Raw genomic sequence first — 26,145 nt, 5'->3', positions numbered from 1 at the left:
TGGTATATGAATTATTTATTATATGCCTGCGCTACGTAGAATACCGTACTTGACTTTCCGCAGCGTTCGCGATCTCGCACATTCAAAAAAATGACAATAGGAAATTAGTGTTTAAAATCTGAATTATTAAACAATGTTGGCATGAACGAAAACTCCGTGCTATATTGTTTTGACCGCCGAAGCCTTGGTTGCGCCCCTCCTCAATGCTATCCATCGCGATTGCATTCGTGACGGGATATTCCAATTTTCCATACGTCCCACAGGGCGTCCGGATTCAATTGGAAACGCAGCCTTAGATAACCTGTTTATATATTTTCCAATTCGATGTTATTTTATCATCGGTGGGATGACGGCTGGCGCCCCGCTGACTAATCATAGTCATTCGTTAAATCATTCATCAGCATGGATATTGATTATGAATAAACTGAAATACGATATACCGGCCGCGATCGTGGTCTTCCTGGTGGCCCTGCCGCTGTGCCTGGGTATCGCTCTGGCCTCCGGCGCGCCTCTGTTTTCGGGCATCATATCCGGCATCATCGGCGGCATCGTCGTCGGCCTGATCAGCGGCTCGCAGACCAGCGTGAGCGGCCCGGCCGCCGGTCTGGCGGCGGTGGTGCTGGCGTCGATCACCAAACTGGGAGCGTTCGAGATCCTGCTGGTGGCGATATTGATCGCCGGCGTCTTGCAGCTGGCGATGGGGATATTCCGCGCCGGCTTCATCGCCAATTATATTCCGTCGAATGTGATTAAAGGCCTGCTGGCGGCTATCGGTATTTTATTGATACTCAAGCAGATTCCGCATGCCATCGGTTACGATAAAACCGACGTCGATAATTTCTCCTTCACGCAGGGGAATGGCGAGAATACCTTTTCGGCGATCGCCAACGCGCTGAGTGTGATCACGCCGGGCGCGCTGGTTATTTCGCTGCTGTCGGTGCTGATGCTGGTTTATTGGGATAAGACGCCATTCAAAAGATTCAAGCTGTTGCCGGCGCCGTTGTTTGTGGTCGCCGTCGGCATCGTGCTGAATATCATATTCAGTAAATACGCTCCTTTCCTGGCGATTGAACCGACCCATCTGGTGGATATTCCGCCGATCGACACCAGTAATCCCGGCGCCTATTTGCATCTTCCCGATATTACCCATTTCGCCAATCGCGATGTCTGGTTCGTGGGTATCACCATCGCCATCGTGGCGTCGCTGGAAACGCTGCTCAACGTCGAGGCGGTGGACAAGCTCGATCCGCACAAGCGCGAAACGCCGCCCAACCGCGAGCTGGTGGCGCAAGGGGTGGGCAATATCTTCGCCGGCCTGCTGGGCGGCTTGCCGTTGACGTCGGTGATCGTGCGCAGCTCGGTCAATGTCCAGTCCGGTAATAAAACCAAGGCTTCCGCCGTGCTGCACGGCGTGTTCATGCTGGTCAGCGTTTTGTTGTTGAGCCCGCTGCTGAATTTGATTCCGCTGGCCGCATTGGCGGCGATCCTGATCACCACCGGCTATAAACTGGCCAAGGTGTCGCTGTTCCGCGATATGTATCAAAAAGGTTGGTCGCAATTTGTTCCGTTCGTCATTACCGTGCTGGCGATCGTGTTCACCGATTTGCTGATGGGCGTGTTGATCGGCCTGGCAGCCGGCGTGTTTTATTTGATGCGCAGTAACTTCCGCAATCCGTTTTCGATCGAGCAATATCGTCTGCACATTGGCGAAGTGATTAAAATGGAATTGCCGAACCAGGTCTCGTTCTTGAACAAGGCCACCATCAAAACCGCGCTGTGGGAAATTCCCGATGGCTCGAAAGTGTTGATCAACGCCAGCAACGCCGATTTTATCGATCATGACGTTCTGGAAACTATCCAGGATTACCGCGTGGTGGCGGCGGAGCGCGACGTGCAGCTCAATGTCATCGGCCTGCGCGAGAAGTACGCGCTGAACGACCCGATCCAGTTCGTTCCCGTGCTCGACCAGGAAACCCAGAAAAAGCTGCGTCCCCACGAGGTGCTGCAACTGCTGCGCGACGGCAATGAACGCTTCAAGGCGGGTCGCTGCTTCGAGAAATACTATCGGGACCAGGCCGACGCGACCGCCGCCGGCCAGCACCCGATGGCCGTGGTGGTGAACTGCATCGATTCGCGGACTTCGCCGGAGATCATTTTCGATGCCGGTCTGGGCGATTTGCTGACGATACGCATCGCCGGCAACGTCATCAGTCGCGAAATCATCGGTAGCCTGGAGATCGCCTCCAAGCTGGGCGCCAAACTGATCGTCGTCAAAGGCCACTCGTCTTGCGGCGCGATCGGCCTGGCGATGGCCAACGAGCATGCGCACAGCATCGGCGCGATCACCGGCAAGATCCAACTGGCCATCCACCAGTGCTCGGCCGATCATGGCGGCTTGGGCAGTAAGGAGTTGCGCGATCAGATCGCCCGCCAGAACATCGAGAACTCACTGGCCGAAGTCATCAACGGTAGCGAATACCTGCGCGGTTGTATCGAGCGCGGCGAAATGGGCCTGGTCGGCGCGTATCACGACATCGCGGCCAAGACCGTCCAGTTCGGCGATCTGGTCACCGGCGACAAGATCGACCGCTACCGCAAGTCCGATAGCGATCTCGCCGCCTGAGCCTAGTGTCGGTCATAATGTCGACGAGTTTGACTCGAAAGGACAATATGACCGACCTTAAACGCACTCTCAAGTTTGCCGCGCCGCTGCTGGCGGCACTGTTTTTCCTGGCCGCCTGCGCGTCGCTGATCGGGCCGCGCCAGATCGATTTGCCGCAGGAACGCCTGCAGCACGATCTGGACCGCAAGTTCCCCATGCGCCAGCGCCTGCTGGGCGTGTTCGAGGTGGAACTGAGCCATCCCCAACTGGCCATTCTGGCCGACAACGACCGCGTCGCGCTGACCTTCGACATGGGCGTGACGCCGCTGCTGGCGCGCCAGGTGTGGCGCGGCAACATGACGGTGTCCGGCCGCCTCAACGTCGACAGCGTCGGCAACACCATCTATCTCAGCGAGGCGCATGTCGATCGTTTCGTTGTCGATAATATGAACGAGGGTAAGCAACAGCAGCTCGCCAGCGTGGCTAATTTGCTCGGAGATAACATCATCAAGGATGTGCCGCTGCACACCTTCGACCCGGAAAAATTGCGCTATGCCGGTGTGCAATTCGTCTTGACCGGCATCGCCACGCGTCCCGGCGGACTGGTCGCCAATCTGCAGCCGGCGAAGTAATCGCGCTCGCCCCGCGGGCTTTAGCAGGTAAGATGTCTTACCCATTGGTTAAGGATGCCTGCATGCCCCAAGACATAGCCGTCGATATCGCCGTGATCCAATCGATGGCGGCGGTGCCGACGATCCTGGAGACGGTCGCGGCGCTGACCGGCCTGCGGTTTGTGTGCGTGGCGCGCGTGACCGCCGATTCGTGGACCACCTGCGCGGTGCTGGACCGGCTCGACTTTGGTCTGAAAGTGGGCGACCAGCTCGACGTCGCCACCACCCTCTGCGAGGAAGTGCGCGACACCGGCAACGCCGTGGTGATCGACCACGTCGCCAACGACGAGCGCTACCGCGACCACCATACGCCGCGCATGTACGGCTTTCAAAGTTATTTCTCGATTCCGCTGTTCCGCCCGGATGGCGGGTATTTCGGCACCTTGTGCGGACTGGACCCGGTCGCCAACGAATTGTCGACGCCCAAGGTGACGCAGACGCTCACGCTGTTCGCGCAACTGATTTCGACCCAGCTCGAGTGCGACCGCGCGCTGGCCGAAACGCGCAGCGCGCTGTCGGACGCGCAGGCCAACGGCGAGCTGCGCGAGCAGTTCATCGCCGTGCTGGGCCACGATTTGCGCACCCCGCTGAGCTCCATCGTCACCGGCGCCGACGTGCTCGGCATGCTGCAGCTGCCGCCGCAGGCCGGCAAAGTGGTCGAGCGCATCCGCCGCAGCGCGATGCGGATCGCCGGCCTGGTCGACGACGTGGTCGATTTCACGCGCGGGCGCATGGGCGGCGGCATCGCCATCGAGCTCAAGCAGGAAAGCGGGCTGAAGGCGGCGTTCGAGCAAGTCATCGCCGAGCTGCGCGGCGACCATCCGGACAGCGAGATCATCGCCGACCTGGCGCTCGACGGCCCGTTGCTGGTCGACGCCGGGCGGATGGCGCAGCTGCTGTCGAACCTGCTCAAGAACGCGCTGGTGCATGGCGAGCCCGGCCGCCCGGTGCGGGTGCGGGCGCAGCAGCAGGAGGGCGCGCTGGAAATTATCGTCGTCAACGAAGGTCCGGCCATTCCGCAGGAAACGCTCAGCCAGCTGTTCAAGCCGTTCTGGCGCGGCAAGCCCGTCTACGGCGAGAAGGGCCTCGGGCTGGGCTTGTTTATCGTCTCGGAGATCGCGCAATCCCACCACGGCGAGCTCGACGTGATCTCCAGCGACGGCACCACCTCGTTTATTTTCAAAATGAAAGACGCCGTTCGCGCCGTCTGACGGCATTTCGCGCCGTTATCGGTCGATTCGTCGCATCGGGCCCGGTCGGCGCCCGGCCGCTGGCATAGTGGTAACAACTTAACCACCACTGCGGAGCACGCCATGATTCAGCAAATTATTTCCCACACCCCCGTCTACGTCTGGGCCCTGCTGGCCTTTCTGGTCTATCGCGGGGTGCTGGCGGCCAAGGATCGGGAACTTCCTCTGGGCAAATTGTTCATTATTCCGGTCGTCATGCTGGGGCTCTCGCTGACGGCCATGAACGGCCACGGCCTGCTGGGCGCGGGCGTGTGGGGCGTGTGGCTGGCCGGCATGCTGGCGGCCGTGCTGGTCACCTGGACGGCCGGTGGCGCCGAGATTGCCGTCAACCGCGAGGCCGGCATCGTCACGCAGCGCGGCAGCTGGACGCCGCTGCTGCTGATGATCGCCATTTTCGTCACCAAGTACACGGTGGCCGTGGTGTCGGCGATGCATCCGGAGGTGCAGCGTCAGCTGCTGTTCGTGGTCGCCGTCAACGGCTTGTTTGGTGTGTTCAACGGCGTGTTCATCGGCCGCCTGCTGCGTTGCGTTGCCGCCTATGTGCGCCAGCCGGCGGCGGCGTTGGCGTAAGGACGCGCTTAATTAAGCCGAGGCCGTTTCCTTGTGGCCGACGGCAAGAGCTTCTACAATTGGCCCCATCGATGACATTGTTGGGGCGGTTTATGTATATATTTGGTATCGGCATCCACGTGCTGGTGGCGATTTTCTTCGCCATCCACGTGATCCGCAGTGGTCAGCAGATGTACTGGCTGATGATACTGTTCATGTTTCCCGGTATCGGCAGCGTGGTGTATTTCATTGCGATCTACCTGCCGAACTCGAAGTTGCAGCACGGCGCGCGCAAGGTGGTGACGGTGGCCGCCAGGACGCTCGATCCGGGCCGCGAGCTGCGCGAGGCGCGCCAGGCTTACGACTACACGCCGACCGCGCAGAACCAGATGCGCCTGGCTGGCGCATTGCTGGAGGCGGGCGACGCCGGCGAGGCGGCCAAGACCTACGAGGCGTGTTTGCAGGGGCCGTTCGCCGGCGACCTGGAGATTCGTTTCGGCGCGGCGCGCGCCACCTTGGCGTGCGGCAGGGCGGGCGACGCGGTAACGCACTTGCAAACCATTCGTGCCGGTAACGCCAATTTCAGGCCGGAGCAGGTGTCGTTGTTGCTGGCGCAGTCGCTGGCCGCGGCGGGCCGGCAGGACGAGGCGAGGGCGGAGTTCGATTACGCGCTGAGCCATCACAACAGTTTCACCACGCAGGCGGAGTGCGCGATATGGGCGGCCGGGGTGGGGGATGCGGCCAAGGCCAATCAGCTCGATCAGGAATTGCAGCGCACGATACAGCGCTGGACCAGTCATACGCGGGAATTGAACCAGCCGTTGATACGGCGCTTGAACGCGGCGATGGCGGCGGTGCGGCGTTAAACCACCGGACGTTGGATCACCGTTGATCCACGTAGGGCGGATTAGCGTAGCGTAATCCGCCAATGCATGCGCCGCCGGCGGCTCGATGGCGGATTACGGCGTGCGCCTAATCCGCCCTACGTATTTCCTAGGTGTTGGTTATTGTCGTGGCCGTGTTTAGATTACCGCGCCGCTCAGGTCGTGACGCGTGATGGCGCCGTTGCCGTCGATGGCGATCCAGCCGCCGCGCGGCGGGGTCGCGTCCGGCTCCCAGTCGGGCAGCACGTAGCGGCGCGTGGCGCCGACCCGGTGCAGCGCGGGACGGTGCGTGTGGCCGTGGATCATGATGTCCGTGCCCGTTTGCGCGAACACGTCGCCGATCGCCTGCGGCGTCACATCCATGATCTCGTACGATTTGCCGCCTTGCTCGCTGCGGCTGTTTTCACGCATGCCGGCGATGATGGCCTTGCGCTGCGCCAGCGGCATCGCCAGGAATTGCTGCTGATACGCGGGCTGCCGCACCATCGCCCGAAATTCCATGTACTTCACGTCTTCGGTGCATTGCGCGTCGCCGTGCAGCAGCACCAGGCGCTGGCCGCCGATCTCGGTCACATAGGTTTCCGGCAGCAGCGTCAATCCCGCCGCCTCGGCGAAGCCGGTGCCGACCAGGAAGTCGCGGTTGCCGCCTATCCAGTAGACGCGCGTGCCGGCGTCGACCACGCTGCGCAGCGCCGCGATGATTTGCTGGTTGAAGGCGTCGCCGATGTCGTCGTCACCGGCCCAGAATTCGAACAGGTCGCCCAACAGGTACAACTGTTGCGCGCGCCGCGCATGCCGCTCCAGGAAGTCGAAAAACGCCTCGCTGGTGGCGGGATGCGCGGGCTGCAGATGCAGATCGGAGATGAACAGCGCGAGAACGTCGCTCACGCGCTCGCCGGTCTGTGGTTGGCTCATTAGTTTCGCTTACTTATTTTGCTTACTTATTTGCTTACTTATTTGTTACTTAATTACGCGGCCAGCTCGATGCTTTCGATGATCACGTCTTCCGCCGGCACGTCGGCGAACATGCCGCTGCGGGTGGTTTTGACTTTCTTGATGGCGTCGACCACTTCGGTGCCTTCGATGACTTTACCGAACACGGCGTAGCCCCAGCCGTCCTGGCCAGGATAGTCCAGGAAGGAGTTGCCCTTGACGTTGATGAAGAACTGGGCCGAGGCCGAGTGCGGCGCCGAGGTGCGGGCCATGGCCAAGGTGTACGGTTCGTTTTTCAGGCCGTTCTTGCCTTCGTTTTCCACGGTGGCGTCGGCCGGCTTTTGCTTCATGCCTGGCTCGAAACCGCCGCCCTGGATCATGAAGCCGTCGATCACGCGGTGGAAGATGGTGTTGGTGTAGTGGCCGGCGTTCATGTAGGCCAAGAAGTTTTCTACGGACTTAGGCGCTTTTTCGTCGTTCAGTTCGACGGTCATTTTGCCCATGTTGGTGGTGATGATTACGTTGGTCATGTTGTTATCCTGTGTGGTGACGATGTGATAAATAAGATGGTTTTATGCCGCAGGCCGCTATTTTACAGTTTTGGCTGGATCGGGGTCTTCAAAATCGTCGCGGACTTGATGACGATCGGAATCACGGGGATGTTCTGGAAGATGCCCTTGTCGTCGACCAGCACGCCCTTGATCTTGTCGACCACTTCCTGGCCCTTGACCACCTTGCCGAACACGGTATAGCCGAAGCCGTCGCGGCCCGGATAGTTGAGCGCCTCGTTGTCGGCGACGTTGATGAAGAACTGCGAGGTGGCCGAGTTCGGATCGCCGGTGCGCGCCATCGCCAGCGAGTAGGTAACGTTGCTCAGGCCGTTCTGCGATTCGATCGGCACCGGCTTGTTGACCTTTTTCTGGTTCAGCTTTTCATCGAAGCCGCCGCCCTGGATCATGAAGCCGTCGATCACGCGGTGGAAGATGGTGCCTTTATAAAAGCCCGATTTGACGTAGGCGAGGAAATTTTCGACCGACTTGGGGGCTTTCTCGCGATCGAGCTCGACCACGATGTCGCCCATGGTGGTCTTGATCTCGACCTGCGGCGTGGCGCTGGCCGCCGGCGCGGCGGGCGCGGCCGCCAGCGCGGCGCCCGACAGCGCGACGCCCGCGAACATGGTCATCAGTTTGCCGAACAGCGATGTCTGCGTTTTGTACATTCTTGCTTCCCCATAGTGATTTTTGTCAATGGCGATCGGCCCGACGAGCCAAAATCCTCAGTCATATCGGGCCAATGCCGTTTTTATCAATGCTATACTAATCAATACATTCCATTCTACCTCTTGGAAGGTGGATTGAAATAACTATACCGAGGGTCTGTCGGTCTCCACGGCAAGCGATGAAATACACGGTGCGCCCGTTTGGTGCCGCGCCAGGTTCTCGTATTGCCCGGGGCCGGCACGCGCTTCTAAAAAAGAATACCCAAGAGTCCGATGAGCAATTTAAAGATTTACAACACGCTGGCGCGTGACAAGCAGACGTTCGTTCCCATGGAAGCCGGCAAGGTCCGCATGTATGTGTGCGGCATGACCATCTATGACTACTGCCACATCGGCCACGCGCGCATGATGATGGCGTTCGACGTCATGTACCGCTGGCTGATGGCCTCCGGTTACGAGGTCACGTACGCCCGCAACATCACCGACATCGACGACAAAATCATCAAGCGGGCGGTGGAAAACGGCGAGACGATCTCGCAGCTGACCAGCCGTTTCACCCGCTACATGGACGAGGACACCGGCGCGCTCGGCATCCTGCCGCCCACGCTGACGCCGCGCGCGACCGAGTACGTGCCGCAGATGCTGGCGCTGATCGAGACGCTGGAGAGCAAGGACCTGGCCTACCAGGGCACCGACGGCGACGTCAACTACGCGGTGCGCAATTTTCCGCACTACGGCCGCCTGTCGGGCAAGTCGCTCGACGACCTGCGCGCCGGCGAGCGCGTCGACATCAACACCGGCAAGCGCGATCCGCTCGACTTCGTGCTGTGGAAGGCGTCCAAGGAATCGGAGCCGGACGAGGTCAAATGGGACTCCAAATGGGGCAAGGGCCGTCCGGGCTGGCACATCGAGTGCTCGGCCATGTGCTCGGCCTTGCTGGGCGAACAGTTCGACATCCACGGCGGCGGCGCCGATTTGCAGTTCCCGCACCACGAGAACGAGATCGCCCAGTCCGAGGGCGCGTTCGGCCACGCCATGGTCAACTACTGGGTGCACAACGGCTTCGTGCGCGTCGATAACGAAAAGATGTCCAAATCGCTGGGCAACTTCTTCACGATACGCGACGTGCTGAAAAAGTACGACGCCGAGGTGATCCGCTTCTTCATCCTGCGCGCCCACTACCGCAGCCCGCTCAACTACTCCGACGCGCACCTGGACGACGCCCGCGTCGCCTTGACGCGCCTGTACACCGCGCTCGACGGCGTCGAAGGCGACGGCCTTGCGCTCGACTGGCAAGAGCCGCACGCCGCGCGCTTCGCCGAAGCCATGGACGACGACTTCAACACGCCGGTGGCATTGGCTGTGCTGTTCGACCTGGCCAGCGAGCTGAACAAATCGAAAGCGCCGGCCGTGGCGCGCCAGCTCAAGGGGCTGGCCGCTGTCATCGGCTTGCTGGCCCGCAGCTCGCAGCAATTCCTGCAGGCCGTCGTCGGCGACGCCGACAGCTCCGGCGACGTCGCCATCGCGGCCGCGATCGCCCAGCGCGCCGAAGCGAAAAAAGCCCGCAACTTCGCCGAATCGGACAAGATCCGCGCCGATCTGCTGGCCGCCGGCATCATCCTCGAAGACAAGCCTGACGGCACCACCAACTGGCGCCGCGCATAATGGTCACCGCCAAGGATAACGAGGGCGCAGCCGGCCCGCTATCGGCCGTGCCGCCGTACTGGGAAGAGGCCAAGATCGAGCTCATGAAGCGTGACCGCATCATGAAAAAGTTGATCCCGCAGTTCGGCGACCTGCACCTGGTCGGCCACGACGACCCGTTCACCACCTTGGCGCGCTCCATCGTCGGCCAGCAAGTCACGCCCAAGGTGGCCGACGCCGCCTGGCACAAGCTGCTGCTGGCCTGTCCCAAATGCACGCCGGCGCAGGTGGTCAAGGCCGGCGCCGAGCAGTTGTCGGCCTGCGGCCTGTCCAAGCGCAAGACCGAATACATCCTCGACCTGGCGGACCACTTCAAGAACAAACGCGTCCACAGCGCCCAGTGGGGCCAGATGGACGACGAGGCCGTCATCGCCGAACTGGTGCAGATACGCGGCATCGGCCGCTGGACAGCCGAGATGTTTTTGATATTTAATCTGCTGCGTCCCAACGTCCTGCCGCTGGACGACCCCGGTTTGATCCAGGGCATCAGCCAAAATTATTTCTCAGGCGAACCGGTCTCGCGCAGCGACGCGCGCGAGGTGTCGGCCAATTGGGAGCCGTGGAGAACGGTGGCGACGTGGTACTTATGGCGTAGCCTGGACCCGGTTGCTGTAGAATAAGCACTCTAATCGCTGTGCGAGGCCTTTTTGTGCGCGTCACAAGATCGCAACTGAGCCGCAGCTGAGAATAAACTCGGAGGTACAATGACCAAAACGACTTTCCTCAATTTTGAGCAACCGATTGCCGAACTCGATGGCAAAATCGAAGAACTACGATTCGTCCAGGATGATTCGGCCGTCGATATCTCAGAGGAGATCGACCGCCTGGCCAAGAAGAGCCAGCAACTGACCAAGGACATCTACGCAAAGCTGACCCCTTGGCAGGTCGCGCAAATCGCGCGTCACCCACAGCGTCCCTACACGATGGACTATGTGAACGAAATCTTCACCGACTTCCACGAACTGCACGGCGACCGCACCTACGCCGACGACCTGTCGGTGGTGGGCGGCCTGGCCCGCTTCAACGGCCAGGCCTGCATGGTCATCGGCCACCAAAAGGGCCGCGACACCAAAGAACGGGCGATGCGCAACTTCGGCATGCCCAAGCCGGAAGGCTACCGCAAGGCCATGCGCCTGATGAAGCTGGCTGAAAAATTCGGCATCCCGATCTTCACCTTCGTCGACACCCCGGGCGCCTTCCCCGGCATCGACGCCGAAGAGCGCGGCCAGTCCGAGGCGATCGGCCACAACCTGTACGTGATGGCCGAACTGAAAGTGCCGCTGATCGCCACCATCATCGGCGAAGGCGGCTCCGGCGGCGCGCTGGCGATCGCCGTCGGCGACGCCGTGCTGATGCTGCAATACTCGACCTACTCGGTGATCTCGCCGGAAGGCTGCGCCTCGATCCTGTGGAAGACCTCCGAGCGCGCCGCCGACGCCGCCGAGGCGCTGGGCCTGACCGCGCACCGCCTCAAGGCCATCGGCCTGATCGATAAGATCGTCACCGAACCGCTGGGCGGCGCCCACCGCGATCCGAAGCAGATGGCCACCTTGCTCAAGCGCGCGCTGGCCGACTCGCTGCGCCAGTTCCACGGCATGAAAACCAAGGACCTGCTGGAAGCGCGCCACGAAAAGCTGATGAGCTACGGGAAGTTCAAAGAGACCACGCCGCAGGAGTAAAAGCGCGCGGCACCGCCGAAACCCGCACACCGCCGGCCGGGGTCGGACCCCTCGGGGTCCGACCCCATCGTCTAAGGGGTAGAGCGTAGAGTAATCCACCACCGGGGGCCATCGCCCCCGGTTTTGCATTTTGGAGCAGCACTTGAAGAAGCAGCAAATCCCGACCCTGTCCTCGATTTTCGAACAAGCCGCCGACGCCGCGCTGGCGCGCGTCGCCCCCACGCCGGCAGAAGGCGAGGGCGGCCGCATCGCCATCGCCCTCAGCGGCGGCCTGGACTCGTCCGCGCTGCTGCACCTGGCGCACGCCCACGCCCGGGCCCATGGCGTGGCGCTGTACGCCTTCCACATCCACCACGGCCTGAGCGCCAACGCCGACGCCTGGCTGGCGCATTGCCAACAAGCTTGCGCCGCGCTGGGCGTCACGTTCGAGGCGCGCCGCGTCGAGCTGGTGCGCAAGGACAAGACCGGCACCGAGGAAGCGGCCCGCAAATCGCGCTACGCCGCCCTCGGCGCGTTGTGCCGCGAACACGGCGTCAAGCTGCTGTTCACCGCCCACCACCAGGACGACCAGGCCGAAACCGTGCTGCTGCAATTGCTGCGCGGTTCGGGCCCGGCCGGCCTGTCCGGCATGGACGCCGCCAACGCCGCGCCGGAACTGCTGGCCAATCCGGAGGTGGTCATGGTGCGTCCGCTGCTGCCGGCGTCGCGCAAGCAACTGGCCGCGTATGTGGCCGGGCACGGCATCGCCTACATCAACGACGAATCGAACGACGACCCGCGCTTCGCCCGCAACGCGCTGCGCCACAAGGTCATGCCGGCGCTGGCCGAAGCCTTCCCCGGCTTCCAGGAGCGCTTCGCCCGCAGCGCCCAGCACGCGCAATCGGCGCAGCGGCTGCTGACCGAGCTGGCGCAACAGGACCTGGCGATGTGTCTCGACGGCGACTGCCTCGTCATCGCCAAATTGCGCACGCTCAGCACCGACCGCAGCTACAACCTGCTGCGCCACTGGTTCGGCACGCGCAACCTGCGCATGCCCAGCGCGGCCTGGCTGTCCGAAATGCTCACGCAGCTGTTGGAGGCGCGCGACGGCGCGCAGCTGCTGGTCACGCACCCCGATTGCCACGTCCGGCGCCACCGCGACCGCCTGCACCTGACGCCCAAGCTGGCCGACCTGGAGGGCACGCGCGAGGACGAGTTCGATCAAACGCCGGGCACCGCCTTCGTCTGGAACGGCGAGGGCGAGCTGGCGTTCCCGGCCTACGGCGGCGTGCTGTACTTCGATGTCCTCGGCGCCGACGCCGGCGCCGGGCTGGACCCGGAATGGCTGCGCGGGCGGCCACTGGTCATCGAGTTCCGCAAGGGCGGCGAGCGCCTCAAGCCGGCGCACAACCGGCCGACGCGCGGCCTCAAGTACCACTACCAGGCGCTGGGCATTCCGGCGTGGGAGCGCGGCCGCCTGCCGCTGGTGCGCGCCGACAAGCAGATGTTGTTCGCCGCCGGTATCGGCATGGATTGCAACCAACTGGGCGAAGGGGCGGGGCGGATCACCTTGCGTTGGCGGTCGGCCGAGGATTAACCCGCACTGCCATGCGGGGTCGGACCCCACGGGTCCGACCCCTAAGTGGCGCGGCTGGCGTATCGCAAAAGGCCGGCGGGTTGGAACTCGCAAGCCGCGTCAAAATTTCCTTGCTTTTGCCAAATTTTGTATGTGCATATGCTTATAAGGTATGGCTTTATGAGCTTTTTGACTTGTTATTTTGCACTGCGGCATGTAGAGTTAAGGGTTCCATTTACCTTTATTTGAGCGGAAACCTCACTGTTATGGCTTTAATCGTGCACAAATACGGCGGTACGTCGATGGGTTCGACGGACCGTATCAAGAACGTCGCGCGGCGTGTCGCCAAGTGGCATGACGCCGGGCACCGCATCGTCGTCGTGCCTTCGGCCATGTCCGGCGAGACCAACCGCCTGATCGGCCTGGCCAAGGAAATCATGTCCCAGCCCGACCCACGCGAACTCGACATGATCGCCTCGACCGGCGAGCAAGTCTCGGTCGGCCTGCTGTCGATGGCGTTGCTGGCGATCGGCAAGAAAGCCGTCTCCTACGCCGGCTGGCAAGTGGCGATTAAAACCGATTCCGCCTTCACCAAGGCCCGCATCCAATCGATCGACAACGAAAAGGTCAACCGCGACCTCGACGACGGCAAGATCGTCATCATCACCGGTTTCCAGGGCGTCGACGACAACGGCAACATCTCGACCCTCGGCCGCGGCGGCTCGGACACCTCGGCGGTGGCGATCGCCGCCGCCATGAAGGCGGACGAATGCCTGATCTTCACCGACGTAGACGGCGTGTACACGACCGATCCGCGCGTGGTGTCGGAAGCGCGCCGGCTCAAGGCGATCACCTTCGAGGAAATGCTGGAACTGGCGTCGCTGGGCTCGAAAGTGCTGCAGACGCGTTCGGTGGAATTCGCCGGCAACTACCGCGTGCCGACCCGCGTGCTGTCGTCGCTGACCGACCCGATGCTCGACATCGTAGAAGAAGCCAACTCTGGCACCCTGATTTCGTTTGAGGAAGATACAAACATGGAACAAGCAGTCATCTCCGGTATCGCGTTCAACCGCGACGAGGCCAAAATCACCGTACTGGGCGTGCCGGACCGTCCGGGCGTGGCGTACCACATCCTGGGACCGGTGGCCGACGCCAATATCGAGGTCGACATGATCATACAGAATCAGTCGGTCGACGGTAAAACGGACTTCACCTTCACCGTCTCGCGCAACGACTACCAGCGCGCCGTGGACGTCCTGAACGGCACCAAGAGCGAGCTGGGCGCCGCCAGCATCACCGGCGACGCCAAGGTCTCGAAGATCTCGGTGGTCGGCGTGGGCATGCGCAGCCATGTCGGCGTCGCCTCGCAGATGTTCCGCACGCTGTCGGAAGAGGGCATCAACATCCTGATGATCTCGACCTCGGAAATCAAGATTTCGGTCCTGATCGATGAAAAGTACATGGAACTGGCCGTGCGCGCGCTGCATAAGGCGTTCGAACTGGAAAAGGCTTAATTTTTTCAAAAAATTGCTCCGGTTTCCTTGACCAGATCAGTCCCGGTCTATACCATGGCGGTCGTCTGCTCTGGTGACGTTTGGCCGGTCGGACAAGGTTGAGCAATCAACTGGGAGACGTGGCCGAGTGGCCGAAGGCACATCCCTGCTAAGGATGCATACGGCTTATACCTGTATCGTGGGTTCGAATCCCACCGTCTCCGCCAGAATCAGAAAAAAAGCCCCGGAAACGGGGCTTTTTTTTCGCCCGTCGCGGCGGCTGGCCGGCGACGACACCTCAACCGATGTTGGGGCGTACCGTGAGGATCTGGGCCAGCGTGCCGATCGGCCCCGCCTCGTCGTAAATGGTCGAACTGGTCAGGCCGATGCCGTCGACGCCGAACGACACCGAGGTGTCAAAGCCCAGCCATTCTCCGCGCGGCGTCGCGAACAGATGCGCCGTCAGGTCCAGGTTGGGGAAGACCACGGCGGTGGGTGCGGCGCGCACCGCCATGCCGTTGGCGATATCGAACAACGACGCGGCACGGGCCAGAGGGCTGACCGGTTCGTCCTCGAGCAGCGGGTGGTTGGCGCGCGCCCAGTACGCCGCCCGGCCCGGCTCCTCGGAGGCGCGATGGATGTCGATGCTGGCGATAAAGCCGCCCGGCCAGACGGTGGTGGGGTCCCAGCGCTGCATCGCGTCGCGGCCGGGGATGCGGCGCATGGTGCTCCCCGCGATGGCGCTCGTATCGTTCGGCTTGATCACCCAGGCGCGCGCCCTGAGCGCCGGGCGCCCGTTGTGCAGCATGGATGCCTCGATCAGTTCGATGGTGCGTCCCGAGCGCAGCGACTGGACCTCGGTTTGCACTTCCTCGATGGGAATGACGCCCAGGATATCGAACGCCAGCCGGCCGATCTTGAATCCATTGCCGCGGCGCGCGCAGTCCAGTTCGATCAAGTGGGTGAGCAGGCCCATCGCGGGTGCGATATGTTGTTCGTGGACGCTCCAGGCCCCGCCGGTATGCTCGGTTGCTTGAAAATTTGTATCGCTGAGGCGGGTAAAGTAGGCCATGTCGGGTATCCGTTTTCACATGCGATCCATCGCGGCCGCATCGTTGATCATATTGCTATCATAAGCCAAGGTCGTGAAAGCTGGAAAACGGACATTTGTTGGGCGTACCCTTGACCAAGCGGCTACCGATCTATATCATAACTCGCGTCCACATTGCTGCTTCACGGCAAGTGGACATAGTTGAGTGATCGACTAGGAGACGTGGCCGAGTGGCCGAAGGCACATCCCTGCTAAGGATGCATACGGCTTATACCTGTATCGTGGGTTCGAATCCCACCGTCTCCGCCAGAATCAAATAAAACAGCCTCCCCCGTGGGAGGCTTTTTTATTTGTCTGGACGGAACGGTGGAAACCGAAGCGGGCGCCATGCGTCATCGATAAATGGCGCGCCACGGTTGCCCAAAACTAGCTCTCTTGTCCCACGTCAATTGCCGGGGAGTAACCACCTCTACAATCGTCTCTGCGAAGTGTCTGGTATCGAGCCGCGATGGAACCGCAACTGCGGGAGGAGGGTCTATGAATCACCGCATCAACCTGCCGGCGCCGACCTGCCGCCGGGGCGCCCGCCGACAGCACGGCATTGCGGCCGTCGAGCTCGCGCTCATTCTGCCCGTGCTGGTGCTGATGCTGATATTTCCGCTGTATTTGGGCCGTGTGTACTGGCACTACACGGTCATCCAGCATGCCGCGCACGATGCTGCGCGTTATCTTTCAAAAGCGCCCGACACGGAGATGAGCAACGCCACGCGGGCGGTGGCGGTGGCGTCCGTGGCCGACACCATCATCGCGATGGAATTGGCCGAGCTGGCGCCCGGAGCCTATCCGTACGTGGCCCAGGTGAACTGCGACAGCGGTCCCTGCGTGGGATACTCGAGGCCGTCAAAAGTGCGCGTCAGCATCCAGCTGCTGGTGGAAGATATCTTTTTCCCTGGTTATTTGTCGCTGACGATTCCGCTGACGGTCGACGTTTCGTATCCTTACATGGGCCGATAGCGCCCTGGGCTGCGGCCACGCCGGCGGCCGCGTCGGCCGGGAAAATCTCAGGTATTCTCATCCTTTGGAAACAACCTTGTCGAACGGCAGCGCTGCCGCTCGCGTGATGGAACAAGCTGAAGGAAAATAATGCGCCTGGAATTGAAGATGCCACTGCGGCTGTTCGCTCCCTGTTTCGTCGGCCTGTTGCTGGCGAACGCCGGCCCGGCCGCCGCCGGCGACCCGCCCAAGATCGAGGTGCGCGGCAGCCAGATCCTCGGCCCCGACCAGCAGGACAGTGGCGAGGCCGACTGGCTGGCGCGCCTGAACAACTGGAAGCGCGACACCACCGGCCAACACGGGCCCTGGCTGGCCGCGATGCGCGCCTGGCGCGGCGACCAGCTCGCGAAGATCGGCTATGACGACGCCCAGTACCGGCGGCCGGCATTGCGCTGGACGCAGCGCGACTTCGTGCAAACCCAGGCGATGATGGAAGACCGCTACCTGTACGATCCGGTCACGCGGCGCTACACCGTCGGGCGCTTCCTCGACGATTTGACACAACGCTACGGCGGCATCGACAGCGTGTTGCTGTGGCCTGTGTATCCGAACATCGGCATCGACGACCGCAACCAGTGGGACATGCTGCACGACCTGCCCGGCGGGGTGGCGGGCGTGCGGCAAATGATCGAGGACTTCCACGCGCGCGGCGTCAAGGTGTTCTTTCCGACGATGCCGTGGGATACCGGCACGCGCGACCCCGACAAATCCATCCACGCGGCGACGGCGGCGCTGATGGCCGAGATCGGCGCCGACGGCATCAACGGCGACACGATGTTCGGCCTGCCGCTGGAATACCGCGCCGCCGCCGACGCCACCGGCCACGCCATCGCGCTCGAACCGGAGCTGGCGTTCAGCGACGACCGCATGCTCGCCTATAACAATCAAAGCTGGGGCTACTGGCCAACGGCGTCCGTGCCATTGGTCAGCAAATGGAAATGGCTGGAGCCGCGCCATCAGGTCCACGTGTGCGACCGCTGGGCGACCGACCGCACCACCTTGTTGCAGGACGCCTTCTTCAACGGCGTCGGCGTGCAAAGCTGGGAAAACGTCTGGGGCTGGTGGAACGGCGTCACGCCGCGCGACGGCGAGGCCCTGCGCCGCATCTCGACGATCTACCGCGCCTTCCCGGACCAGTTGGTCAGCGCCGGGTGGCGCCCGCACGTGCCCACCTTGCATTACGGCGTGTACGCCAGCGAGTTTCCGCTGCCGGGCAAGACGCTTTGGACGCTGATCAACCGCACCGACTGGCGCGTCGACCAGCGCGTCATGCGCGTCCCGCACGCCGACGGCCAGCGCTATTTCGACGTCTGGGATGGCAGGGAGATGCGGCCCACGGTCGAAAACGGCCAAGCCGAGCTGGACGTGTCGATGGCGCCGCATGGCTACGGCGCCGTGCTGCGCGTCGATGCCGGCGTCGACGTGGCCGGATTGGCGGCCACGCTGAAAACGCTCGCGCAACAGGCTGCCCGGCCGCTGCAATCGTATGCGAACGAGTGGGCGCCGCTGCCGCAGAAGATGGTGCCGATCGAGGCGACACCATTGGCGCGGGCCGCTCCGCCCGGCATGGTGAAAGTGCCCGGCGCGCTGTTCGACTTCCAGGTGCATGGCGTGGAGATCGAAGGGGAAAACAAGCCGGGCCTGGACGTGCAATATCCATGGGAGCCGGTGGCGCGCCGGCATCACGTGCAACGCGTGCCGATCAAGACCTTCTACATCGACAAGCATCCGGTGACCAACGCGCAGTTCAAGCAGTTCGTCGACGCCACCGCCTACCGTCCGGCGGACGGGCGCAACTTTCTGCGGCACTGGATCGACGGCGCGCCCAAGGCGGGCGACGAGCGGCGTCCGGTGGTGTGGGTGTCGCTCGACGACGTGCGTGCCTATCTGCGCTGGGCCGGCAAGCGCCTGCCCAACGAATGGGAATGGCAGTACGCGGCGCAAGGCGCGGACGGGCGTTTGTACCCTTGGGGGAACGACTGGAATCCGGCGATGGTGCCGGCCCCGGAGAAGGGACGCGAGCTCACCGCGCCGGAGGTTGTCGGCCAGCGTCCGCGGGCGGCCAGCCCGTTCGGGGTCGAGGATTTGGTGGGCAACGTCTGGCAATGGACCAACGAGTTCGCCGACGAGCACACGCGCGCGGCGGTGCTGCGCGGCGGCAGCTACTACCAGCCGCAAAACTCCTACTGGTACTTCCCGCAGACGTACAAGCTGAACGAACACGGAAAATATCTGTTGATGGCGCCGTCGAAGGACCGTTCGGGCACCCTGGGATTCCGCAGCGTCATGGATGCGGCGGAGTAGGGCGGATCCGGCGTTATTGGGCGCCTTCCGCTGCCGCCCACGGCATGTCGCGGTTGCTGCAAGCGCCGCTGTCGCTGGCGTTGACGGCGATCAGGCCGATGTCGATGGCCGGATCGAACAGCGTCAGCGCGCGCCGCAGGGCGTCGTCCAGCGGCATGCCGTCGGCCATCCAGCCATGCACCGTGTGCGCCAGCAGGTGCCGCACGATGTGCTCGCCGATGCCGGTGACGGCCACCGCCCCGGCCGGGCCGGCATAAAAGCCTGCGCCGATGATCGGCGTGTCGCCCACGCGCCCCAGCAACGCCGGCGCGCAACCGCCGGTCGAGCCGGCGACGGCGTAGTGGCCGCCGGCGTCGCGCACGACCGCGCCGACGGTGTCGCAGGCTTGCCCCGGCGCGACCGCCAGCGGGGTCGGATAATTCCAATGTTGCGCGAAGCTGGCGTTGTCCTCGCCATGGACCAGGCGTTCGCCGCGCCGCAGTTTTTCCAGCATCGACTGGTGCTTGCGCAGCGCCTGCGGCGTCACCGGGTCGTGGTCGCCGGCGCCGATGTGGCGGGCGAAGCGCAGCGCGCCTTCGCCGCACAGCAGCCAGTGCGGTGTGTCCGCCACGGCCGCCGCCACCTGCACCGGATGGCGCACGCGGCGCAGGCCCGCCACCGCCCCAAGCCGCCCCTGGCTGTCCATGACGGCCGCGTCCATTTCGACGGTGACGCCGTCCATGCGCAGTACCGAGCCGGTGCCGGCGTTGAATCTGGGGTCGTCCTCCAGCACGCGCACGGCCGCCACCGCCGCCTGCAACGCGCCGCTTCCATCGCGCAAGGATTGCATTCCGGCATTTGCGGCGGCGGCACAGCCATCCCGGTCGCGCGCATCGGCGCCGGCGCCGCCATGGGTGACGACAATCGGACGGGACGAGGGCGGGGTGTTCAAGGCGGTGGCGGACATCATGGCTCGCGTAATGGATCGGACCACTGATCATGCACGCGCCGCGCGGCGCACGTTGTAGGCGTTCCCCGAAAGAACAGGTAGGACATTGACGTGTGAGCTTGAGCCCGCCGAACAGCCGCGAGCGTGCGCTGTCACACGGTGGCGTTCGGGCACGGTGGCTAAAGTAGTGGCAACCCACCTCAGGAACCGCCATGGACGACCATCTTTCAACCGCACCGCCCGTTGCCAGCACCACCTATCCCGTCAATCTCACCATCAATGGCCAGCCCCGCCAGTTCGAGGTCGAGGCCTGGGTCACCTTGCTGGACTTGCTGCGCGAACGCGCCGGCCTGGCCGGCACCAAGAAAGGCTGCGACCACGGCCAGTGCGGCGCCTGCACGGTGTTGGTCGGCGGCAAGCGCATCAACGCCTGCCTGACCCTGGCCGTGATGCAAAACGGCAAGGACATCACCACCGTCGAGGGCCTGGCCGACGGCGCCCAACTGCATCCGCTGCAGCAGGCCTTCATCGCGCACGACGCCTTCCAGTGCGGCTACTGCACGCCGGGGCAGCTGTGTTCGGCCGTGGGCTTGATCAACGAGGGCCAGGCCGGCACCGCCGCCGAGGTGCGCGAGCTCATGAGCGGCAACCTGTGCCGCTGCGGCGCCTATCCCGGCATCGTTGCCGCCGTGACCGAGGTCATGGGCCTGGCCGAGCACCAGGACAATCCCGACCGGCCGTATCTGCCGGGGACGGTGCCGGCATGAATCCGATCACCTATATCGAAGCGGGCGACGTCACCGGCGCGCTGTATCACAGCCGCGACCAGGGCCGCGCCTTCATCGCCGGCGGCACCAACCTGATCGACCTGATGAAGGAGCAGGTGGCGCGGCCGCAGGCGCTGGTCGACATCAACGGCCTGGCGCTGGCCGACATCGTGGCCGGCGCGGACGGCGGCCTGCTGCTGGGCGCGACCGCCCGCAACGCCGACACCGCCTACCATCCGCTGGTGCGCGCCGGCTATCCGCTGCTGACGGCGGCGATCCTGGCCGGCGCCTCGCCGCAGATCCGCAACATGGCCAGCAACGGCGGCAACCTGCTGCAGCGCACCCGCTGCCACTATTTCTACGATCTGGCGACCGTCTGCAACAAGCGCGCGCCCGGCAGCGGCTGCGCGGCGATCGGCGGCCTGACCCGCCAGCACGCCATCCTCGGCGCCAGCGACCATTGCATCGCCACCCATCCGTCGGACATGTGCGTGGCGCTGGCCGCGCTGGAGGCGGTGGTGCACGTGGAGTCGGCCGACGGCGCGCGCCGGATCGCCTTCGCCGATTTCCACCGGCTGCCGGGCGACCATCCGGAGTTGGATACGACCTTGGCGCCGGGCGAGTTGATCACCCACATCGCGCTGCCGCCGGCGGCCAACTTCGCCGCCCACTCGGCCTACTTGAAGTTCCGCGACCGCGCCTCGTACGCGTTCGCGCTGGTGTCGGTGGCGGCCATGCTCGACGTCGGCGACGACGGCGTGGTGCGCGCCGCGCGCTTGGCGCTGGGCGGCGTGGCGCACAAGCCATGGCGCGTGCCGCTGGCCGAGGCGGCGCTGGTGGGCCGCCGCGCCGAGCCGGCGGCGTTCGCCCACGCGGCCGAGTTGCTGCTGGCCAGCGCCCAGGGGCAGGGCGGCAACGACTTCAAGATCACGATGGCGCGCCGCGCCGTGATCCGCGCGCTCGAGCAGGCGCTTGACGGCACGCATGACAATTCCCACGAATTCACCGGCAAGGAGCCAACGTGACCGATCTGATTGAAGCACTGCGCACGCCGGTGGCCGACCAAGGCACCGGCGCCGTCAACATCGGCATGGCCGTCTCGCGCGTCGACGGCCGCGACAAGGTCACCGGCCAGGCGCGCTACGCGGCCGAGCATGGCCCGGACGCGGCGGACGAGCCATTGCTGTACGGCGTGGTCGTCAGCGGCACCATCGCCAAGGGCCGGATCACGGCGATCCGCGCCGAGGCCGCGCTGGCCGTGCCGGGCGTGGTGGACGTGATCTCGCACGAGAACCGCCCGCGCATCCGCTCGTTTGACATTTTTTACAAGGACATGACGGCGCCGGGCGGTTCGCCGTTCCGCCCGCTGTACGACGACCAGGTGCTCTACAGCGGGCAGCCGGTGGCGCTGGTAGTGGCCGAGACCTTCGAGGCGGCGCGCTACGCGGCCTCGCTGGTCGACATCGATTACGCGGTCGAGCCGCACGAAACCTATCTGCTGCAGCACCGGGGCCGCGCCCACACGCCAAGCCGCCTCAAGGCCGGCTACGCGCCGCCGCCCGACACCAAAGGCCATCCGGACGAGCGCTGGGAGAGCGCCGCCGTCAAGATCGAGGGCGAGTACTACAGCGGCGTCGAGCACCACAATCCGATGGAGATGTTCGCCTCCACCGTGCTGCGCGGCGCCGACGGCCACCTGACCATCTACGACAAGACCCAAAGCTCGCAGAACAGCCGCTGGTACGTGTCGCACGTGTTCGGGCTGGCGAAGGACAAGGTCACGGTGCGCAATCCGTACGTTGGCGGCGCGTTCGGCTCGGGCCTGCGGCCGCAGTACCAGCTGCCGCTGGCGGTGATGGCCGCGCTCAAGCTGGAGCGCTCGGTGCGCGTGGTGCTCACGCGCCAGCAGATGTTCAGCTTTGGCCACCGGCCCGAGACGCAGCAGCGGGTCCGGCTGGCGGCCGAGCCGGACGGCACCTTGACCGCCATCGTCCACGAGGCGCTGGCCGAGACGTCGCGCATCGAGGATTACGTCGAGGTGGTGGTCAACTGGTCCGGCGAGTTGTACGCCTGCGAGCATATCCGGCTCGGCTACAAGCTGGTCGACCTCGACCACGCCAGCCCGATGGACATGCGCGCGCCCGGCGCCGCCCACGGCGTGCACGCGCTGGAAGTGGCGATGGACGAGCTGTCGTACGCGCTCAAGATGGACCCGCTGGCGCTGCGGCTGAAGAACTACGCCGAGGTCGATCCCAGCCACGGCCTGCCGTATTCGACCAAGGAGCTGCGCGCCTGCTACGAGCAGGGCGCCGCCCGCTTCGGCTGGGACCGGCGTCCGCTGGAGCCGGGCACGATGCGCGAGGGGCGCGAGTTGATCGGCTGGGGCATGGCCACCGGCATGTGGGACGCGATGCAGATGTTCGCCCGCGCCAGCGCGGTGCTGCACGCCAACGGCGAGCTGGTGGTCAGCAGCGCGGCCACCGACATCGGCACCGGCACCTACACGGCGATGGCCATCATCGCCGCCGACGCCATGGGCCTGCCGCTGGAGCGGGTGCGCTTCCAGCTGGGCGACTCGACCTTGCCGGTGGCGCCGATCGAGGGCGGCTCGTCGCACGTGGCCACGGTCGGCTCGGCGGTGGACGGCGTGTGCGACAAGCTCAAGGAGAAACTGTTCAAGCTGGCCAGGAAGATGGACGGCTCGCCGCTGGCCAAGGCGCGCCTGGCCGATGTCGAATTCGCCGGCGGCGGCGTGCGCCTGACAGCGCGGCCGGAGGTGGGCGTCTCCCTGACGGACATCATGGCCGCCAGCGGCGAGGCGCGCATCGAGGTAAAGTACATGATGCTGCCGAATATGCTCAAGCAGATGAAATACCAGCGCGCCACGCATTCGGCGGTGTTCGTCGAGGTGCGGGTCGATCCGGACTTCGGCACCGTGCGCGTGACGCGCGTGGTCAGCGCGGTGGCGGCCGGGCGCATCATCAACGCCAAGACGGCGCGCAGCCAGATCATCGGCGGCGTGGTGTGGGGCATCGGCCAGGCGCTGCACGAGGAAACCTTGTGCGACCACCATGAGGGGCGCTTCATGAACCACAACCTGGGCGAGTACCACGTGTCGGTCAACGCCGACATCCACGACATCGACGTCATCTTCGTGCAGGAGGACGACCGCATCGTGAGCAAGATCGGCGCCAAGGGTGTCGGCGAGATCGGCCAGGTGGGCGTCGCGGCCGCCGTCTGCAACGCCATCTACCACGCCACCGGACGCCGCGTGCGCAGCACCCCGATGACGCCCGATAAGGTTATGATGCCTTAGCGGTAACGCTGATGACGCCGTTGTGGAGGAACACATGCCGATAAAATGCATCGACGATTACGAGATCGACTATACGGCCGAACCGCTGGAGGGGTGCGACGCCTGGGGCGCCTACGTCGCGATCTTCACGCCGTCGGACAATCCCATGCACATGAACAACATTTATCCGAAGCGGCGCGTGGCCGCCGACCGCGTGCTGGCCAGCGAGGCGATCGCCGAGCAGGAGGCCGAAAAGGCGGCGATGGCCATCCTGGAGCAGCTGCGCGCCAGCTAGCCGGGCCGCCCCGGAGGATTTCATTCCCGAAGTTGGTGATTATCGCAATTGCCGTGTCATCCTTGCGCTTGGACAATGGGCGCAGGAGGATAGAACATGGCATTTGCACGATTTAACAACAGGCTGGCCGCCATCGGCGCGCTGGCCACTTTCATGCTGGCCGGTCCGGCCTGGGCCGCCGTCACCGTCGGCGCCGACGACGCCAACTTGCAGTACGTGGGCAGGGTCGATCACGCCAAGCCGGCCGCGCCGGTGATTTCCTGGCCCGGCACCAGCATCGAGGGCAATTTCACCGGCAACAGCTTCGCCGTCAAACTTGACGACCAGTTCGGCAAGAATTTCTTCGACGTCTACCTCGACGGCGACCTGGAGCGTCCGCTGCTGGTGCAGGCCGTGCAGGGCAGCAAAACCTACCAGGTCGCGCGCGACTTGGCGCCGGGCAACCACCGCTTTCTGATCACCAAGCGCTCGGAGGGCGAGGAGGGCGCCACCGTGTTCCAGGGGCTGGAGCTGGCCGACGGCGGCAAACTGCTGCCGCCGCCACCGCGCAAACAGCGCCGCATCGAGTTCTTCGGCGACTCCATTTCCAGCGGCATGGGCGACGAGTCGCCGGCCGACGGCCCCGACCACCTGGTCAAGGATAAGAACAGCTTCATGTCGTACGCCTCGATCACCGCGCGCGCGCTCGATGCCGAACTGCATCTGATCTCGCAAAGCGGCATCGGCATCATGATCAGCTGGTTCCCGTTCACGATGCCGGATTTCTACGACCAGCTGAACGCCGTCGGCAACAACGACAGCGTGTGGGATTTCAAACAGTGGACGCCGGATGTCGTCGTCATCAACCTGCTGCAGAACGACAGCTGGCTGATCGACCGCGAAAAGCGCCTGTCGCCGCTGCCCGACGACACCCAGCGGGTGGCCGCGTACCGCCGCTTCGTCGAAACGGTGCGCTCCAAGTATCCCAAGGCCTATCTGGTCTGCGCGCTGGGCAGCATGGACGCGGTGCGGCCGGGCTCCAAATGGCCGGGCTACGTGCGCACGGCCGTCGAGCAGATCCGGCAGGAGGACAAGCACGCGCGCATCGATACCTTGGTGCTGCCCTACACCGGCTTCAACGGGCACCCGAGGGTGCCGCAGCAGCGCGCCAACGCCGCGCTGCTGACCGCCCTGATCCGCGACAAAATGGGCTGGTAGGCGGACGCCCGGGGCGGGCTAGCCTTCGCCCTGGGTGACCGCGAAGTCCGGGAACGACATCACGTCCAGGCCGGCGCGCCGGCCCAGCGCGATCGCTTGTTCGGCGATGCCGTCGTCGACGATCAGCATGTAGTAGGCGTCGTGGCCGAAGTCGATGCTCAGCAGCGACAGCGCGTGCTTCGGCAGCCAGCCGGACAGCACTTTCAGGCCTTGCATGACGGTCTTGCCTTCCGAATCCCATTGCCACCGGTCGTCGATGCCGCGTGTCGCCAGTATTTCGTTGACTTGCCAGTCGATCTCGTCGCTGGCTTTCCAGTCGACCTGGATCAGCAGCCACTGGCCGCGCTGCTGACCATCCTCGCCCAGCACGCCTTCGTAAAAGTATTCCGCGACGGTCGCCTTGTCGGCGTCCGCTTCGCCGCCGTCGAACTGCGCCAGCACATTGGCGGCCAGCCGCGCGCTTTCGTCGTCGTCAAGCTGGCGGCAAACCAGGCGCACGAATTGCTCCATCGCCTCCTTGTAGGCGGCGGCCTGCCTGGCCGATTGCGGATCGGCTTCGACTGGTTCCGCCGCGTTGGACTCGGGCTGGCGGGCGAGAAAGGCGAACAGGCGTTTGAGCATGGCGGTCACTCCCGGATGATATCGACTGGCGCAGAATAGCAGAATGGCGGCCCATCTCGCGGCACGCCTGGGCCGTATATCAAAGTTACCTCGAC

The 26,145-nt window shown here is 64.1% G+C and carries 22 protein-coding genes, 2 tRNA genes and 1 pseudogene; 19 read left to right on the top strand and 6 right to left on the bottom strand.

What is annotated here, in order from left to right; translation table 11 throughout:
* The first annotated feature begins 169 nt into the window (after positions 1-169).
* The 5 genes and pseudogenes from JOD97_RS14370 to JOD97_RS14350 all read left to right on the top strand — a co-directional run bounded on the left by JOD97_RS14370 (position 170) and on the right by JOD97_RS14350 (position 5,938).
* Positions 170-2,623 (top strand): bifunctional SulP family inorganic anion transporter/carbonic anhydrase, encoded by a 2,454-nt coding sequence (locus JOD97_RS14370; protein WP_209718792.1) that lies wholly within the window; start codon positions 170-172, stop codon positions 2,621-2,623.
* A gap of 47 nt (positions 2,624-2,670) precedes the next feature.
* On the top strand, positions 2,671-3,234 hold the full coding sequence (locus JOD97_RS14365) for a DUF1439 domain-containing protein (RefSeq protein ID WP_209718789.1): 564 nt from the start codon (positions 2,671-2,673) through the stop codon (positions 3,232-3,234).
* 62 nt (positions 3,235-3,296) lie between these two features.
* The gene (locus JOD97_RS14360) at positions 3,297-4,484 is read left to right on the top strand and encodes an ATP-binding protein (RefSeq protein ID WP_209718786.1); all 1,188 of its coding nucleotides are present in this window, start codon (positions 3,297-3,299) and stop codon (positions 4,482-4,484) included.
* 99 nt (positions 4,485-4,583) lie between these two features.
* Positions 4,584-5,093 (top strand): annotated as a pseudogene (locus JOD97_RS14355) (DUF6622 family protein); the annotation flags it as partial.
* Positions 5,094-5,185: 92 nt separating this feature from the next.
* A complete protein-coding gene (locus JOD97_RS14350; RefSeq protein WP_209718780.1) occupies positions 5,186-5,938 on the top strand; it encodes a tetratricopeptide repeat protein in 753 nt (250 codons plus the stop codon).
* A gap of 156 nt (positions 5,939-6,094) precedes the next feature.
* Here JOD97_RS14350 and JOD97_RS14345 read toward each other — a convergent pair whose 3' ends face one another.
* The 3 genes from JOD97_RS14345 to JOD97_RS14335 all read right to left on the bottom strand — a co-directional run bounded on the left by JOD97_RS14345 (position 6,095) and on the right by JOD97_RS14335 (position 8,108).
* Positions 6,095-6,871 (bottom strand): UDP-2,3-diacylglucosamine diphosphatase, encoded by a 777-nt coding sequence (locus JOD97_RS14345; protein ID WP_209718776.1) that lies wholly within the window; start codon positions 6,869-6,871, stop codon positions 6,095-6,097.
* Between the two features lie 53 nt (positions 6,872-6,924).
* Positions 6,925-7,419: a peptidylprolyl isomerase gene (locus JOD97_RS14340; protein WP_209718773.1), complete on the bottom strand. Its 495-nt coding sequence runs from the start codon at positions 7,417-7,419 to the stop codon at positions 6,925-6,927.
* A 62-nt stretch (positions 7,420-7,481) separates the two neighbouring features.
* On the bottom strand, positions 7,482-8,108 hold the full coding sequence (locus JOD97_RS14335) for a peptidylprolyl isomerase (RefSeq protein ID WP_209718769.1): 627 nt from the start codon (positions 8,106-8,108) through the stop codon (positions 7,482-7,484).
* A gap of 273 nt (positions 8,109-8,381) precedes the next feature.
* Here JOD97_RS14335 and cysS point away from each other — a divergent pair, with 273 nt between their 5' ends.
* The 6 genes from cysS to JOD97_RS14305 all read left to right on the top strand — a co-directional run bounded on the left by cysS (position 8,382) and on the right by JOD97_RS14305 (position 14,766).
* Positions 8,382-9,773 (top strand): cysteine--tRNA ligase, encoded by a 1,392-nt coding sequence (cysS, locus tag JOD97_RS14330; RefSeq protein WP_209718767.1) that lies wholly within the window; start codon positions 8,382-8,384, stop codon positions 9,771-9,773.
* Positions 9,773-10,432: a DNA-3-methyladenine glycosylase gene (locus JOD97_RS14325; protein ID WP_209718764.1), complete on the top strand. Its 660-nt coding sequence runs from the start codon at positions 9,773-9,775 to the stop codon at positions 10,430-10,432. The genes cysS and JOD97_RS14325 overlap by 1 nt, the downstream gene beginning before the upstream one ends.
* Positions 10,433-10,516: 84 nt before the next feature.
* Positions 10,517-11,491: an acetyl-CoA carboxylase carboxyltransferase subunit alpha gene (locus tag JOD97_RS14320; protein ID WP_209718761.1), complete on the top strand. Its 975-nt coding sequence runs from the start codon at positions 10,517-10,519 to the stop codon at positions 11,489-11,491.
* Between the two features lie 142 nt (positions 11,492-11,633).
* The gene (tilS, locus tag JOD97_RS14315; RefSeq protein WP_209718758.1) at positions 11,634-13,067 is read left to right on the top strand and encodes a tRNA lysidine(34) synthetase TilS; all 1,434 of its coding nucleotides are present in this window, start codon (positions 11,634-11,636) and stop codon (positions 13,065-13,067) included.
* A gap of 245 nt (positions 13,068-13,312) precedes the next feature.
* Positions 13,313-14,560, top strand: coding sequence for an aspartate kinase (locus JOD97_RS14310; protein ID WP_209718755.1), 1,248 nt, complete (start codon positions 13,313-13,315; stop codon positions 14,558-14,560).
* Between the two features lie 113 nt (positions 14,561-14,673).
* Positions 14,674-14,766 (top strand) — tRNA-Ser (locus JOD97_RS14305).
* Positions 14,767-14,837: 71 nt separating this feature from the next.
* Here the strand turns inward: JOD97_RS14305 and JOD97_RS14300 are convergent.
* The gene (locus JOD97_RS14300; RefSeq protein WP_209718752.1) at positions 14,838-15,611 is read right to left on the bottom strand and encodes a thioesterase family protein; all 774 of its coding nucleotides are present in this window, start codon (positions 15,609-15,611) and stop codon (positions 14,838-14,840) included.
* Between the two features lie 195 nt (positions 15,612-15,806).
* Here JOD97_RS14300 and JOD97_RS14295 point away from each other — a divergent pair.
* From JOD97_RS14295 to JOD97_RS14285, 3 genes are all read left to right on the top strand, one after another.
* Positions 15,807-15,899: transfer RNA gene (locus tag JOD97_RS14295), tRNA-Ser, on the top strand.
* Between the two features lie 228 nt (positions 15,900-16,127).
* The gene (locus tag JOD97_RS14290; protein WP_209718751.1) at positions 16,128-16,604 is read left to right on the top strand and encodes a TadE/TadG family type IV pilus assembly protein; all 477 of its coding nucleotides are present in this window, start codon (positions 16,128-16,130) and stop codon (positions 16,602-16,604) included.
* A gap of 129 nt (positions 16,605-16,733) precedes the next feature.
* Positions 16,734-18,947: an SUMF1/EgtB/PvdO family nonheme iron enzyme gene (locus JOD97_RS14285; protein WP_229264453.1), complete on the top strand. Its 2,214-nt coding sequence runs from the start codon at positions 16,734-16,736 to the stop codon at positions 18,945-18,947.
* Between the two features lie 13 nt (positions 18,948-18,960).
* Here JOD97_RS14285 and JOD97_RS14280 read toward each other — a convergent pair whose 3' ends face one another.
* Positions 18,961-19,896 (bottom strand): isoaspartyl peptidase/L-asparaginase, encoded by a 936-nt coding sequence (locus JOD97_RS14280; RefSeq protein ID WP_229264452.1) that lies wholly within the window; start codon positions 19,894-19,896, stop codon positions 18,961-18,963.
* Between the two features lie 191 nt (positions 19,897-20,087).
* Between JOD97_RS14280 and JOD97_RS14275 the strand changes: the two genes are divergently transcribed.
* The 5 genes from JOD97_RS14275 to JOD97_RS14255 all read left to right on the top strand — a co-directional run bounded on the left by JOD97_RS14275 (position 20,088) and on the right by JOD97_RS14255 (position 25,429).
* On the top strand, positions 20,088-20,642 hold the full coding sequence (locus JOD97_RS14275; RefSeq protein ID WP_209718748.1) for a (2Fe-2S)-binding protein: 555 nt from the start codon (positions 20,088-20,090) through the stop codon (positions 20,640-20,642).
* Complete coding sequence (locus JOD97_RS14270) at positions 20,639-21,667, top strand: xanthine dehydrogenase family protein subunit M (protein WP_209718745.1); 1,029 nt, start codon at positions 20,639-20,641, stop codon at positions 21,665-21,667. The genes JOD97_RS14275 and JOD97_RS14270 overlap by 4 nt, the downstream gene beginning before the upstream one ends.
* A gap of 65 nt (positions 21,668-21,732) precedes the next feature.
* Positions 21,733-23,958 (top strand): xanthine dehydrogenase family protein molybdopterin-binding subunit, encoded by a 2,226-nt coding sequence (locus tag JOD97_RS14265; protein ID WP_209720412.1) that lies wholly within the window; start codon positions 21,733-21,735, stop codon positions 23,956-23,958.
* Positions 23,959-23,992: 34 nt separating this feature from the next.
* On the top strand, positions 23,993-24,232 hold the full coding sequence (locus JOD97_RS14260) for a hypothetical protein (RefSeq protein WP_209718742.1): 240 nt from the start codon (positions 23,993-23,995) through the stop codon (positions 24,230-24,232).
* Positions 24,233-24,328: 96 nt separating this feature from the next.
* On the top strand, positions 24,329-25,429 hold the full coding sequence (locus tag JOD97_RS14255; protein WP_229264451.1) for an SGNH/GDSL hydrolase family protein: 1,101 nt from the start codon (positions 24,329-24,331) through the stop codon (positions 25,427-25,429).
* 18 nt (positions 25,430-25,447) lie between these two features.
* Here JOD97_RS14255 and JOD97_RS14250 read toward each other — a convergent pair whose 3' ends face one another.
* Positions 25,448-26,050 carry a hypothetical protein gene (locus JOD97_RS14250; protein ID WP_209718739.1) on the bottom strand — a complete coding sequence of 201 codons (603 nt, stop codon included), beginning with the start codon at positions 26,048-26,050 and terminating at the stop codon, positions 25,448-25,450.
* Positions 26,051-26,145 lie beyond the last annotated feature (95 nt).

The sequence above is a fragment of the Duganella sp. 1411 genome (assembly GCF_017833525.1).
GTDB lineage: Bacteria > Pseudomonadota > Gammaproteobacteria > Burkholderiales > Burkholderiaceae_D > Rugamonas.
The sequence above is the reverse complement of the archived record's forward strand: the minus strand, read 5'-3'. Positions and strand labels throughout refer to the sequence as shown.